The 12528-nt window shown below is 39.4% G+C and carries 14 protein-coding genes; 5 read left to right on the top strand and 9 right to left on the bottom strand.

Annotation, left to right across the window (positions count from 1 at the left end):
• Positions 1–34 precede the first annotated feature (34 nt).
• Positions 35–649: a LysE family translocator gene (locus tag FLL46_RS12080; RefSeq protein WP_142893781.1), complete on the top strand. Its 615-nt coding sequence runs from the start codon at positions 35–37 to the stop codon at positions 647–649.
• Between the two features lie 210 nt (positions 650–859).
• Here FLL46_RS12080 and FLL46_RS12075 read toward each other — a convergent pair whose 3' ends face one another.
• Together FLL46_RS12075 and FLL46_RS12070 are read right to left on the bottom strand one after the other, a co-directional pair.
• A complete protein-coding gene (locus FLL46_RS12075; protein WP_142893780.1) occupies positions 860–1198 on the bottom strand; it encodes a hypothetical protein in 339 nt (112 codons plus the stop codon).
• 142 nt (positions 1199–1340) lie between these two features.
• Positions 1341–1673 carry a hypothetical protein gene (locus FLL46_RS12070; protein ID WP_142893779.1) on the bottom strand — a complete coding sequence of 111 codons (333 nt, stop codon included), beginning with the start codon at positions 1671–1673 and terminating at the stop codon, positions 1341–1343.
• 255 nt (positions 1674–1928) lie between these two features.
• Here FLL46_RS12070 and FLL46_RS12065 point away from each other — a divergent pair, with 255 nt between their 5' ends.
• Complete coding sequence (locus FLL46_RS12065; protein WP_142893778.1) at positions 1929–2261, top strand: hypothetical protein; 333 nt, start codon at positions 1929–1931, stop codon at positions 2259–2261.
• 45 nt (positions 2262–2306) lie between these two features.
• On the opposite strand, the gene FLL46_RS12060 is transcribed toward FLL46_RS12065, so the two are convergent.
• The 6 genes from FLL46_RS12060 to FLL46_RS12035 form a co-directional block, all read right to left on the bottom strand.
• The gene (locus FLL46_RS12060) at positions 2307–2774 is read right to left on the bottom strand and encodes a restriction endonuclease (protein ID WP_142893777.1); all 468 of its coding nucleotides are present in this window, start codon (positions 2772–2774) and stop codon (positions 2307–2309) included.
• 110 nt (positions 2775–2884) lie between these two features.
• Positions 2885–3751 (bottom strand): hypothetical protein, encoded by an 867-nt coding sequence (locus FLL46_RS12055; protein ID WP_142893776.1) that lies wholly within the window; start codon positions 3749–3751, stop codon positions 2885–2887.
• A gap of 163 nt (positions 3752–3914) precedes the next feature.
• The gene (locus FLL46_RS12050) at positions 3915–5204 is read right to left on the bottom strand and encodes a hypothetical protein (protein WP_142893775.1); all 1290 of its coding nucleotides are present in this window, start codon (positions 5202–5204) and stop codon (positions 3915–3917) included.
• A 174-nt stretch (positions 5205–5378) separates the two neighbouring features.
• Positions 5379–6899 (bottom strand): GAF domain-containing sensor histidine kinase, encoded by a 1521-nt coding sequence (locus FLL46_RS12045; protein ID WP_142893774.1) that lies wholly within the window; start codon positions 6897–6899, stop codon positions 5379–5381.
• A 2-nt stretch (positions 6900–6901) separates the two neighbouring features.
• Complete coding sequence (locus FLL46_RS12040; RefSeq protein WP_142893773.1) at positions 6902–7447, bottom strand: heme NO-binding domain-containing protein; 546 nt, start codon at positions 7445–7447, stop codon at positions 6902–6904.
• Between the two features lie 56 nt (positions 7448–7503).
• Positions 7504–8076: a response regulator gene (locus tag FLL46_RS12035; RefSeq protein WP_142893772.1), complete on the bottom strand. Its 573-nt coding sequence runs from the start codon at positions 8074–8076 to the stop codon at positions 7504–7506.
• 162 nt (positions 8077–8238) lie between these two features.
• On the opposite strand from FLL46_RS12035, the gene FLL46_RS12030 reads away from it, so the two are divergent.
• Positions 8239–9540: a response regulator gene (locus FLL46_RS12030; RefSeq protein WP_142893771.1), complete on the top strand. Its 1302-nt coding sequence runs from the start codon at positions 8239–8241 to the stop codon at positions 9538–9540.
• A 147-nt stretch (positions 9541–9687) separates the two neighbouring features.
• On the opposite strand, the gene FLL46_RS12025 is transcribed toward FLL46_RS12030, so the two are convergent.
• Positions 9688–10182, bottom strand: coding sequence for a YcxB family protein (locus tag FLL46_RS12025; RefSeq protein WP_142893770.1), 495 nt, complete (start codon positions 10180–10182; stop codon positions 9688–9690).
• 124 nt (positions 10183–10306) lie between these two features.
• Between FLL46_RS12025 and FLL46_RS12020 the strand changes: the two genes are divergently transcribed.
• Both FLL46_RS12020 and FLL46_RS12015 read left to right on the top strand, forming a co-directional pair.
• Positions 10307–11149: an AAA family ATPase gene (locus FLL46_RS12020; RefSeq protein ID WP_142893769.1), complete on the top strand. Its 843-nt coding sequence runs from the start codon at positions 10307–10309 to the stop codon at positions 11147–11149.
• A 56-nt stretch (positions 11150–11205) separates the two neighbouring features.
• Positions 11206–12381, top strand: coding sequence for a vWA domain-containing protein (locus FLL46_RS12015; RefSeq protein WP_142893768.1), 1176 nt, complete (start codon positions 11206–11208; stop codon positions 12379–12381).
• Positions 12382–12528 lie beyond the last annotated feature (147 nt).

The following is a 12528-nucleotide window of genomic DNA, read 5'->3' as shown; positions in this document are numbered from 1 at the left end:
TTTATTGAATCAAAGAGTCAGAGTTCGAGTTGAAATGGAATATACTGCGCTAATATTATTTACCCTTGCCACGAGTATTACACCGGGCCCCAATAACGTGATGATAATGACGTCTGGCGCTAATCACGGATTTCGAAAAAGCATCCCTCACTTGTTGGGCATTGATTTGGGCTTTCCAATTATGTTGATAGCGATTGGCCTGGGCGCAGGACAAATATTTCAACAATCGCCTTCAATTTTTATCTGGCTAAAAATTATTGGTTCGCTCTATCTGACGTATCTAGCATATAAAATAGCAACAGCCCCGGTACAAAATTTCGAAGCGAAAAAAGCGAAGCCGATGACTTTTTTTCAAGCGGTATTATTCCAGTGGGTCAACCCCAAAGCCTGGATTATGTGCATCGGTGCGGTGGTAACTTATACAGTAGCTGAAGGTTCTTACTTTCAACAAGTATTAGTTATTGCTTTACTATTTTTCACCTTTGGTTCGCCCTGCACGGTAACCTGGCTTTGGTTTGGTTCTTCATTGAAAAAGGTATTATCAAATCCCAAATATTTAAGAGCATTCAATTTGAGTATGGGTTTACTGTTAATGGCTTCATTGTTACCCGTGTTACGTGATTTGTATGCGAGTTTCTCCATTGATTAAACTCTGGGCTAAAATACTAAATTAAGCATTATTTTTTCACCGAGTTGGAACAATCGAATATTTTCTTTCTATCACTTTTAACTAGCTAGCTAAGCATGCTCCACAAGACTGGCCCCCTCTCCTTGAGGAGAGGGTTGGGGAGAGGTGTGAACTTTAAGTCCCTAAAACAATTACAGAGGCTCTATCACAAAATGTATTTAAAGGTCCAATTTACTTCGCAGACAAACACTGCATTTTACTGCCGCCACATTTATCCGCCGATAGTGTATCGACTTCAAAGGTAACTCTCGTTCCAGCCTGTTCAACTCTGCCAGGATCTGCAGGGTTCTCCGGCAGAACGAGCATCGCCCCATTAAACTCCTTGAGAAAAACCAGGATAGTTCCTTTACCGTCCCCAGCCTGTTCCCAATGCTCAACAGTTCCTGTAATTGTCTTAGGGAATGGACCAGCAATGGTATTTTTAGCCGACTCAGACTGATTTGAAGAATCTTCTGAAGAACAAGCTTGGAGTAACGTGACGACAAATATCATTTTCAGTAATAGACGCATTTTTTATTCCTCAAAATTTATTGTTTTAAAAACACTTATAACACTCTCATAAATCTAAATCACTCATAAATCTCTCATAAAACCTTTCAAAGGTTAGCATAGTATTCGTTGAGTTTCTGTTCTGGTTTTTCTTTGGTCTGAGCTAATCATCAATTCTTGTCAATCGAACACCATCAACTGTCATATACCATTTACCCTCGAACTCATGCGGCGGCTCAGAGACTTCAAAAGTTGTATCCATAAACAAAATACCAACAACAAAATCATCGCCGATAAATTCTTTTAACGGTGCATCAATTGACGTGGTTGTACTACCACTTTTGCGCTCATATTCCACGCCTCCATCTCGCGAAATAAACAGGTACATGTTTTCCCCTTCCCATTCTCCAGCATAGTTCAAACGCTCATTGGGTAAGGGATCTGAGCAGCCAATCAAAATCAAGGCAACGAATATGATTAGAATATTTTTATTCATCTTGGAGGTCCGTTGTATTTTTATTGAACAGTTTAGCTAGGTATTGGCCCTGCAGTCAATTTCTTGGTTAAATAACTGTCGAGTTAACTATCAATGCCAATTCGGTCCCATAGGTTCTATTCAATCAAAAGTGTGGAATTCTGGTTAGATAATTAAAGTTCATACCTGTGGCACATTTTTCACAACCAGTGAATGACTCATAACTAACGCTTCGCTATAATCAGTGAACTCTAATCTAATCCAAGCGAAATCAATTTGTCCCAACCACCGCTAGAAATTCTATCTGATCGACTCACTGAAGCGCACGGCCGTATTCAGCATGACTTCCAGAATATTAACCCTATTGTTGGTCTCAGCCGCAAAATGAGAGATATTGGATTTCCTTCCGATACATTGACAATCGACTGCCTTAAAACTCGACGTCGAATTATATTAATCTTACATGATGAGCAGCCAGACATTGTGAGTTATCAATTTACCGGCATCGATAAAGATCCTGATGAAGAATTTGAAGCAATAGCGTTTAATGAGCTTACAACGCAAGTGATTTATGATTGGATAAAGAGCTACTTTTCGAAAATGGATTAACAGTTGTAACGCAGGCATTCTCCAATGCTGCGTACAAGTTTCTTTTTATGTCAGTTGACTAGTAAATTCTTTAAGCACTTCAGGTCTCAGGCTAAATAAAGTTAATACCGAAGTTAAAGAGCGTTGCGCGTCATCAGATAAACAATCGCGCTTAACAGTCCCAAGCCAGTTAACTTTTCGAATATTGCGATAATCATCAACATTAGTATCAAGAAATAAATATTGTCCCAAATCTTCTCCCACAAGATAATTTCTTGTTTTGGGCTCATATGTCACTACATAATCGCCTGTTTTGATATTGACAAATTTATCGATTATGGCGACAGAATTTCCTGTCTTACTCGGCTTATCATTGCCATAGTTTCTAACGTAAGCCGCTTTAATTTCGGCTTTGTCTTGGTACTGATCGAGCGGTGCCAGAAGGTTCCACCCGACTGCAACAAAACCACCATCAGAAAATTGTTGAAAAAGACGACCACCGCGCCCCGCGCGTACCATCCAGCCATTTCTCATTTTTTATCCTTAATCTTTTTTACGTTCCAGGCAACTGAACAAAACCGGCAATTCAGTTCTTACCTATAGAATCCTATTTAATCGATAGAATTGCGACTTTCCGATTTCAATTAAAGTCCGGTTTGTAATTGAAGGCTGCTATATTGACCAATTCTCTTTCTGCAATCTTTAACAGCTGACTTAAAAAATCCTCGTAGATGTTTCTTTAAATGCTTACTCGCACTTTTGGCTTCAATGTTCTTTAATACACAAAAAACGGCCAATGCATAAGTCGCTTCTTCTTCGCTCAAGAATACCTGCCGTACCGGTGATTGCCCTCCACCGCAGCCACCACATCCACCTGCACGAGGAACCACCGCACTATTCGCGAACATAATACCAAAGCCCATAAATATACCAGCAAGTTCGCCGGCCATTGGTATGTAATCAGCCCCACCCGGTGGCGGTGTTGTGGCGGAGCTTACCAGGTGGTTGGACAAACCATGAGCAAAATGGGCAATAATTCCTTCAGGACTTTTCAGTTGCTGCGGGTGGTAGGTGAATACTATGTTGGGATCTGGCTGAGGCATACTCGAAATGGGCATGCTTGACTGAGGCATCGCAGATTGAAAAACAATGCTTTGGGCGCTAGGTGACTGGTTGGATTGCTCAATGGCTTTCCTGCCACGTAGGGCGCCACTTATTACGACTGGCTGACTTTGTGGCACCTGGCCGTTGCTCTCAGCTAAGTTATAAAGTTGTGTCGGCCAGTGCGTCATCCCCGCATAGTTTTTAACCTGGTCAAATATCAGGCTGGCCATGCCTTCCGCAGAGGTTTCCTTTCCTGGAAAATGCTTATTATCAGGGATAACTAAAGTTGACTCATTCAAGAACACGTCCCTATCAAACTGCTCAAGCGCCCAAGCGTAACAATTGAATATCCAGTCGATGATATTTTCATCTAATAATATTTTGGGTTGAGAAAATAGGTTCAACATCTGCCAGTCCGAGATATCTTGCTTATCATAACTATAAAGACTGTTGATTATACCGTAACGTACAAAAACCGACAGTCACTGTGTAACCAACTAGTGGGGATTTTCTAATCTAAATACAAGAAGGATGGCTGAAAAGCTATAAATATTAAGTCGTTATCTAATATCACTGTGCCAGCAAATAATAATTATTCCCTTTTTTATCTAAACGAATAGAATAACCATCCGCTAATTCTAAAACCCAACCATCACCAACGGCCCTGTTTTTGCTTATTTTTGTTGGCTTGCTAACTGAAACTTTATCCCAAGTAGTAGCCAGCAGAGCCCCATTTTCAACAGTAAGAACTCCCCAAGTATCAGTTATTTTTAAATTTGGATAGACTGTACCATAACCATCAAGAGGAACTAAATTTCTAGGATCAAAGGTAATATTCATCTTTTCCAGTTTGATCGCCAAATTCGAATTCTTCACAAATTTATTGATATACTCTTGTTTAATTCTTTTGATTTCTTCATCTCTAAGACTTTCTTCCTCGTAAATAGCGATACCGTTATAGTCATCGCTGAGTTCATTTGGCAAATCATTTTTTCGTATTGTTAATTGAATTTGAAAAACCTTTTGCAAATAATCAATCAAGTTATCATCAGATGAAATTTCCTTATGCCAGTTTTTGTTATTCGTGAATAATAAATATCCATATGCAGGAGTCGTCACATAAGCAAACGATCTAACGAAACTTGGATTGGAAACAAAAGAACTCAGGTTGTTAATTAGATGTGCTTTAATTTGATTGCTTCCTCTTCCACTCATCATTAGACCAGTATATTCCGCAAGCCCCTCATTTAATTCTAAAAGATTTTCTTCGACTTTCGCTTCGTTAAAGCTCTCTTGTCGATATGTTCGAAAAGTCAACGCGCTAATAATGTGCTTTTTTCTCTCGGAAATAGTTTCGGCGGCTATAGCTTTCTTTAACGCTTGCAGTTCTAAACGGAAAAGTATTCGGCCTTCTTTTTCATTCAGGTGACTATTTGATGGATTATTCGCGGGGAAACCTAATTTCACCTGAGAACAATGAAATAGTTCATGAGTTAATAAATTTAGTCTTTCTGACCGGTTATCGGAAATCGGTAACATGACCATCGCCCAACTTTTACCTTCCCAGTTAACACAAGTATTAGCAATACCTATATTGTCAGGTAGTTTTCCTATAAAAACCTGCTCTTTTTTTTCCAAAACACCAGAAGACGCCTCAACATTTGCAAATATATTTCGGCTTTCAGGCTCAACCAATAATATCGGACCGTATAAATCAACTCCCCAGAATTTTTTATTTTCTCCGGTAGCACTTCTGGCTTCGTTAAAATAGCTACCTATTTCTTTCAAATCATTAGCGAGTGCAGCTCGAAAAATTCCAAGTAATATTAAGAAAATAAGTACGCCGATTTTTTGGAACATATACTAACTCTCCTGGAGGGAATGATAGGTGACCTACTAATAGAATATGGAGTAGCCTTTAGATATAAATCAGTTTGCCAATCTTTTATATATTTATCAATTAATTATTTAGCGAAATCAGAGCGCTTTGAGAAAACCTTAGCACATTGATATTGCCCGGAGTCATACAGGAATCTAACTTACAGGTATAGGCAGCACAATGGTAAACTTTGTTCCCTTCCCTGGCGTACTTTCTACTTCAATTTTTCCTTTATGCTTTTCGATAATGCCATAAGAAATTGATAAGCCTAATCCTGTACCTACACCTACGGCTTTTGTGGTGTAAAACGGGTCAAATATTTTACTTAGTTTTTCGGCTTCAATACCAGAACCATTATCTTCAACAATGAAAACTGCATTCTCATTATGAACTTTTGTGGTAATTGTAATTAACCCATTTTTCTGGCAGGCATGACTTGCATTGATCAGTAAATTCATAAAAACCTGACCAATTTGTCCCTCATTAATATTTAATAGAGGAATTTCGCCATAGTTTTTAACAACCTCACAAGTGTACTTAATCTCGTTCCAAATAATTTTTAGCGTGTTGTCAATACACTCATTAACATCTTTGGGTTCCAGCTTTCCATCTTCATCAGCGCGGGAGAAGTTTTTTAGATTAGCGACTATATCTTTAACTCGTTTTAACCCTTCCTCAGAGTCGGAAACCATTTGACAGATATCTTCTAACAAAAACTCCAGGTCTTCTTCTTCCTTGATTTCTGAAATATCATTTAATTTCTTTTTCATTTCATTAGAAAGTTCTTTGGGCAGAATTTTTTCTAATTCAGCGTACTCTTTAATAATTCTTTCAAATACGCTTGCATAGTCTTTCATTGTTTCGATATTGCTCATAACGAAACCAATTGGGTTATTGATTTCATGGGCGACACCAGCGGATAATTGCCCTAATGAAGCCATTTTCTCAGACTGAACCAGTTGAGACTGGGTGTGTTTCAGGTCATCGTGGGCCTTTCTTAATTTGGATAAATTTTTCTCGGTATTTTTTTGCGCATCACGCCTTTCTAACGTAACTCCAAGTTGCAATGCTGCAGAATTGACAATTTTTAACAAACGCTCAGGAAAATTTTCCCATGAATGCACACCAATTTCGATAACAGCGACCACATGGCCATAACGTTTGATTGGCACTGCATAACAACCAGCGGTGCTAATCTGCTCTCTGATAGCCACTCGCTTTGGTGCAATTTCAGCTTCTCCACACCATTTTAAATCTTTACCGGTTTGTAATACCTTTCCAGGAATGCTATTACCACATGCATATTCGTTCTCCGCCACAAGTTCAGCAAGCGGTTTCGGAAATTCATCTGTAGCCCATCGAATGTCTGATGCCTTCAAGTTATTTGTTTTACTATTAAATAAATAGACAATGATATAGGCCGCCTGAGTACCATCTCCTAAGACAGAAATAAATTCACTTAAAGCTTTAGAGAAAGACAGTTGTTGTTGAGAGAAGTTAGCAACGGTCATCAATAGCTCTAGTTCTCTTTTCTGCTCCATCAAGGTATCAAATTGTTGGGTAACCATCGTCATACTTGATGCGACTTCTTTGATTTTTTCGTCAAGTAACTTTTCCGCGGCTAATCGTGCAGTTCTTTCTCTCTCATAAGCAATTTTGTATGCATCATCTGCCATTCTTAATCACCAAAAGCGAGTTCTAATCGACAGTGATCGTCGTCTTTATGGAGGCACTTTGTGTGTTTAATATCTACATGAGTATCGTAGTGCTTGCCGGCACCATAAATAAGACCTTCTGCTAATGTGCACATTTTTCTTTTGGATTGATAGAGCATAACCAGCCGGTTATCGGCAGGATCTTCATATCGGAATGTCGGTAGATAAGCGTTGGGGTGAATATGTTTAACGCCAACATGAATAACAGAGTCAACTTGTTTGAGGAATTCTTTGGCGGTAATTCCATCGGGTAAATCACAGGGGTTTCTTGCCATGAGAGCGGGAAAAATATATTCGCCAAACTGTCTAATTAAATCGGCCACAGGAACTGAAAGTTTGTCAGATAAAAAATGAACTATCGATAACAGTTCTTCATCGTCATATTGCTGGCCAGCGGTATAAGCCCCACCCGATTTTGGCTGGACTTGATTCAGTACATCATTCCAAGCCGCCATTCCTGCTTGCTCAATCACCATATCGCTAAGTAAAGTATAGATAATACCCTGCATACAACTCTCCTGATTAATTGACCTGAAAGCAAGGTGAGAGCAATGGATAAGGCCTGTTAATTTACACCTATCAATTGGCTAACTCTTGCTACTAATTCGCTGTTCTTAAAAGGCTTACTTAATGCGTCGCTAGCCCCCTTTTGAACCGCTTCGTCTAGCTCTTTTTGATCCTGTGCTGACACAACCAAAATTTTCAAATTTACTAGTTGTTCTGAGTTTTGAACGTAATGAATAACTTCCAAACCGCTGATTCCCGGCATTTTTAAGTCCAGTGTCATTACTGCGGGTTTAAAAACTTCGAGCTTCGAACCCGCAATAAAGCCATTGTGAGCGATATCGGTATCAAAACCTGCTTTCTTTAGCGTTCTGGATATCGCTCTAGCCATTTTCTCGTCGTCGTCAACAACCAAAACTCTCTTATTTACGGTTTCGATCTCAGATGGAATAGGCATATTGTTGTTTTTCAAGAACTTAACAAGCGAATCTTCGGTAACACGGTTATCTCCGCGTCCAGGTAATTTATAGGCTTCGATATACCCTTTTTCTATCCATCTTATAACTGTGCGGAAATTTACCCCGCAAATTTTAGCAATTTCCCCGGTAGTGTACGTCTTTACCGCTAAATTCATAATTACCCTATTATCCGAATTTCTATCAATCTTTCATTTCTTGTTAGTAAATATAGATACAATAACAACATTAGTCAAAATATAATTTAAAATTACATTTGACAGGTTAGACAGGTTGAGCTTTACTTAAATAACAAAATGAATTGAGTCGTGGAGGTATTTATGAGTGAAGATGTCCAAGTTGCCCGAATTCTCTGCGTTGATGATGAACGCTCGGTGTTAATGTCTTTGAAACGGTTATTTAGGGGAAAACGCTTTAAAGTAACGCTAGCCAACAGTGGGCAAGAAGGATTGGAGGCTATTGAGAATAAAGAACCTTTTGACTTAATTATTTCAGATATGCGTATGCCAAATATGGACGGCGCAGAGTTTCTTGAAAAATCACTTAGCCAATCTCCAGATAGCGTCAGGCTGTTACTAACCGGGTACTCCGATCAGGACGCAACTATTCGCGCGATCAATAAAGGAAAAATTTTCGAGTACATCAATAAGCCCTGGAAAAATGAAGAGCTGAAAAAAACTGTTGTACGCGCGTTAAACAAAAAATCAGAACTTGATAAACGCAGGAAACTTATTGCGAAATTGCAGTTAAGTAACAAAACCCTATTTTCAAAAGCCAGTGCTCTGAACAAGAAAGCACAGTCCACTCAGGAAGAACTTAAACAAACGACTTCATTTTTGGATTTTGCCAGGGTTGAACTCAACGAAGCTTATGAGACAACGATAAAAGTTTTCGCCAACATAATTAATCAAAGAGTTGGTAATACACCAAAATTTATAGAGCAAGTGATAACGCAAACATGCAAACTTGCCGACCACTTGGAATTGCCAGATGAAAGAAAAGGCAATTTACAAAATGCGGCAATGTTGTACGCATTAGGAAAGTTCAATTTCTCTGATGAACTTTTAAATAAAACAGTTAGCGAAATGACACCTGAAGAGAAAGTTACCTATGCAGGCTATCCCAAATTAGGCGAATCAGTTTTAACACCTTTAGTGGCGCTACAAGATGTGGCTCGAATTATTAGTTGCCACAAAGACCCGCTTTCCGACGAGGAACGAGTGCACGGCCTCGAAAAACATAGTCCCAATATTGAAGCAAGAATTTTACGTATTGTTGTGGATTTTAATGAATTTTTAACAAAGGAAAAAACTAAAAATATAGATGACGCAATCGTAATGTTAAAAAATGGAAGTACCAAAGAGTATGACGAAAACTTAGTGGCGATGTATCTAGAAATTCTACAAAACGCCCCAGCACTGCCTGAGTTTTGTGATTCTGTTAAATCAGTTTGTGAATTAGAGGACGGAATGAGAGTTACTCGTGACGTTTACAGTAGCACTGACGCTTTACTAATATCGAAAGGTACCATTGTCTCGCAGGTGTTGATTGAAAAAATGCTGAGTTATGAAGTTACCAATGAAGATATTCTTAGTATTTATGTGAGTAATGAAAATGACTAAGCACCAGCACAAAGTATTTGGAGCCTGCGCAGTCTGTTTGCGCGCTCATTTAATTTGATAAAAACTTATATGCACTTTGTGCGATATACGCTGACATTAACAGTATCCGATATCATCGACTTGGAACCCACTTTTTCGTGAATTAGATCAAGTATTTTCGATAGATGCTTTTTTATCATGTAGTAAAATAAACGCGACTATCTCATCACTAAGATGGCTATTAGATAGATAATTAACGCCGCCTTGATGTCTTAGCAACAAGCCTTTTTCGGTTTGCTCTACCGCACTAACATCTGGCCACAAGATCTGTGAATTAACATATGTAGACTCAGTCGTTATTCCCTCTTCATTGATGATGAGCTTAACCCGACCATTGGCTGACTTGCCCATTAACTGACGCCACACCCACCATGTTTGGCGATAGCGAATACTGAAGAGCTCCAAAATAGCGAGCCCGATTAAAAAAAACAGAATGTAATAATGTTCGGTCTCCACAAAGATTGACGCGAAAGCTGCCAGGCCAAAAATTACAGCCTTGCCATAATCCCTGGCTTGTACCGGTGGTGCGGATTGTTCAAAGCATTCCTGAAAATGGGCTTTATCTAAAACAAAAGTCACAGATTGGTTAAATGGCTGGTTCATAAATTCAGTTTTTGTATATTTTGGCGCAAGTGTAACGATTTTGGGAAATAAACGCTATTGCCTTCTGTCGATTAGCTTGTGCTAAAATGCGACTAATTTCAAGCTTGAACATTTTGGAAACACAATGAGTTTTACCGGTACAAAAAACTATATCGCAACCGCGGAGCTGCAAATGGCCGTCAACGCTGCTAAAACCTTAGAGCGTCCGCTACTCATTAAAGGAGAGCCAGGCACCGGTAAAACGATGCTAGCAGAGGAAGTCGCGGCAGCGTTAGACATGCCCCTGGTTCAATGGCATATCAAATCTACCACTAAGGCTCATCAAGGCTTGTACGAATATGATGCGGTTTCTCGACTACGCGACTCCCAACTGGGTGACGATAAGGTCCACGATATTAAGAACTATATTAAGCGTGGTAAGCTGTGGGAAGCTTTTGCATCTGAGCAACAGGCGGTATTACTCATTGACGAAATTGATAAAGCCGATATTGAGTTTCCTAACGATCTTTTACAAGAACTCGATAAAATGGAGTTTTTTGTTTATGAGACAGGTGAAACAATAAAAGCTGTTCACCGTCCGATTATCATTATCACCAGTAACAATGAGAAAGAATTACCAGACGCATTTTTAAGACGTTGCTTTTTTCATTATATTAGCTTCCCCGACAAGGCAACGATGGAAAAAATTATTAATGTTCACTTCCCTGACTTAAAGCCAACCTTACTCAAAGAAGCCATGGAAATATTTTTTCAAGTGAGAGAGGTCCGCGGCTTAAAGAAAAAGCCGTCCACCTCTGAGCTGATTGACTGGTTAAAACTTTTACTCGCTGACGATATTTCCGAAGGCGTATTAAAAGACCGTAATCCCTCCAAAGCCATCCCACCACTCTATGGTGCGCTACTCAAAAATGAGCAAGACGTTCATTTGTTAGAAAAGTTGGCGTTTATGATTCGACGCGAATCATAGGTGAGTGATGAATTTTAAGTGGGCGATGAAACTCAAGTAGGTAATGAGTCACAATTATGTTAATTGACTTTTTCTATACACTCAAAAAAATGGGGCTAGCTGTTTCTATAAAAGAACTGCTGCATTTATTGGAAGCGATGCAAAAGCGATTAGCCTTTTGTAGTTTGGACGATTTTTATTTATTGGCAAGACTATGTCTGATCAAAGATGAAAAATATTTTGACCGCTTTGATAAAGCCTTTGGACTCTACTTCAACGAACTTGAAAGTATCGATGACATTTTAGAAGCATTGATCCCGGAAGATTGGTTACGCGCAGAGTTTATGAAACATTTATCTGAGGAAGAAAAAGCTGAAATAAAAGCCTTAGGCGGTCTTGAAAAACTGCTAGAAACTTTTAAGCAGCGATTAAAAGAGCAACAAGAACGCCACGCCGGTGGTAATAAATGGGTCGGCACTGGTGGCACCTCCCCTTTTGGTCACAGCGGTTATCATCCCGAAGGCATTCGTGTCGGTGGCGAAAGCCGGAATAAGTCTGCGGTTAAAGTCTGGGAAAAAAGGCAGTTTAAAGACTTAGATGACGGCGTTGAGCTGGGCACCAGAAATTTAAAAATGGCCTTGAGAAAATTACGAAAATTTGCCCGAAGTGGAGCCCACAACGAACTCGATCTGGATGATACGATTAGCAGCACGGCGAGGAACGCCGGCATGCTAGATATTAAAATGGTTCCCGAGCGTCATAACGCAGTTAAGGTATTACTTTTCCTAGATGTTGGCGGCTCAATGGATCCCTTCATCAAAATCTGCGAAGAGTTATTCTCTGCTTGCAAGACTGAATTTAAACATCTTGAGTATTATTATTTTCATAATTTTATCTACGAGAACGTGTGGAAAAATAATGCAAGAAGATACACTGAAAATATTCCATTGGAAGAAGTTTTGAGAACTTATGGTAGCGATTATAAAGTGATTTTTATCGGTGATGCTTCAATGTCACCTTATGAAATATCCCATCCAGGCGGCAGTGTCGAGCATATGAACGAAGAGCCAGGTTATGTTTGGATGCAACGACTTAAAGCTAGCTTTGACAAAGTAGTTTGGCTAAACCCGGTGGAAGAAAAATACTGGCACTACACCTATAGTATTGAAATGACCACTGAGTTAGTAGAAGGTGAAATGTATCCGCTTACCCTGGCCGGGATGGAACAAGCGATTAAATCTCTTAGCGGTTAATACTCCAAAGAAGTCCCCCTTTTTTCTAGTCGGGAAATATTGAGTCATCTAAGCACCTCCCCCTCTATGCTCCTAACCCTGTAATCTCTTTATGGCTGAACTCCCAGCTCTTCAAAATCTTTTGTTGAAACAGTCCTGACCTTAAAA

The sequence above is a fragment of the Aliikangiella coralliicola genome (assembly GCF_007004725.1).
GTDB lineage: Bacteria > Pseudomonadota > Gammaproteobacteria > Enterobacterales > Kangiellaceae > Aliikangiella > Aliikangiella coralliicola.
This window is presented reverse-complemented; position numbering and strand designations above follow the sequence as displayed.

Excerpts from the sequence above, each read along its gene's own strand:
- FLL46_RS12055 (WP_142893776.1), bottom strand. The coding sequence starts at position 3,751 with ATGTTGAACCTATTTTCTCAACCCAAAATATTATTAGATGAAAATATC.
- FLL46_RS12030 (WP_142893771.1), top strand. The coding sequence starts at position 8,239 with ATGAGTGAAGATGTCCAAGTTGCCCGAATTCTCTGCGTTGATGATGAA.
- FLL46_RS12020 (WP_142893769.1), top strand. The coding sequence starts at position 10,307 with ATGAGTTTTACCGGTACAAAAAACTATATCGCAACCGCGGAGCTGCAA.
- FLL46_RS12025 (WP_142893770.1), bottom strand. The coding sequence starts at position 10,182 with ATGAACCAGCCATTTAACCAATCTGTGACTTTTGTTTTAGATAAAGCC.
- FLL46_RS12035 (WP_142893772.1), bottom strand. The coding sequence starts at position 8,076 with ATGAATTTAGCGGTAAAGACGTACACTACCGGGGAAATTGCTAAAATT.
- FLL46_RS12045 (WP_142893774.1), bottom strand. The coding sequence starts at position 6,899 with ATGGCAGATGATGCATACAAAATTGCTTATGAGAGAGAAAGAACTGCA.
- FLL46_RS12080 (WP_142893781.1), top strand. The coding sequence starts at position 35 with ATGGAATATACTGCGCTAATATTATTTACCCTTGCCACGAGTATTACA.
- FLL46_RS12060 (WP_142893777.1), bottom strand. The coding sequence starts at position 2,774 with ATGAGAAATGGCTGGATGGTACGCGCGGGGCGCGGTGGTCGTCTTTTT.
- FLL46_RS12050 (WP_142893775.1), bottom strand. The coding sequence starts at position 5,204 with ATGTTCCAAAAAATCGGCGTACTTATTTTCTTAATATTACTTGGAATT.
- FLL46_RS12075 (WP_142893780.1), bottom strand. The coding sequence starts at position 1,198 with ATGCGTCTATTACTGAAAATGATATTTGTCGTCACGTTACTCCAAGCT.
- FLL46_RS12040 (WP_142893773.1), bottom strand. The coding sequence starts at position 7,447 with ATGCAGGGTATTATCTATACTTTACTTAGCGATATGGTGATTGAGCAA.
- FLL46_RS12015 (WP_142893768.1), top strand. The coding sequence starts at position 11,206 with ATGTTAATTGACTTTTTCTATACACTCAAAAAAATGGGGCTAGCTGTT.
- FLL46_RS12070 (WP_142893779.1), bottom strand. The coding sequence starts at position 1,673 with ATGAATAAAAATATTCTAATCATATTCGTTGCCTTGATTTTGATTGGC.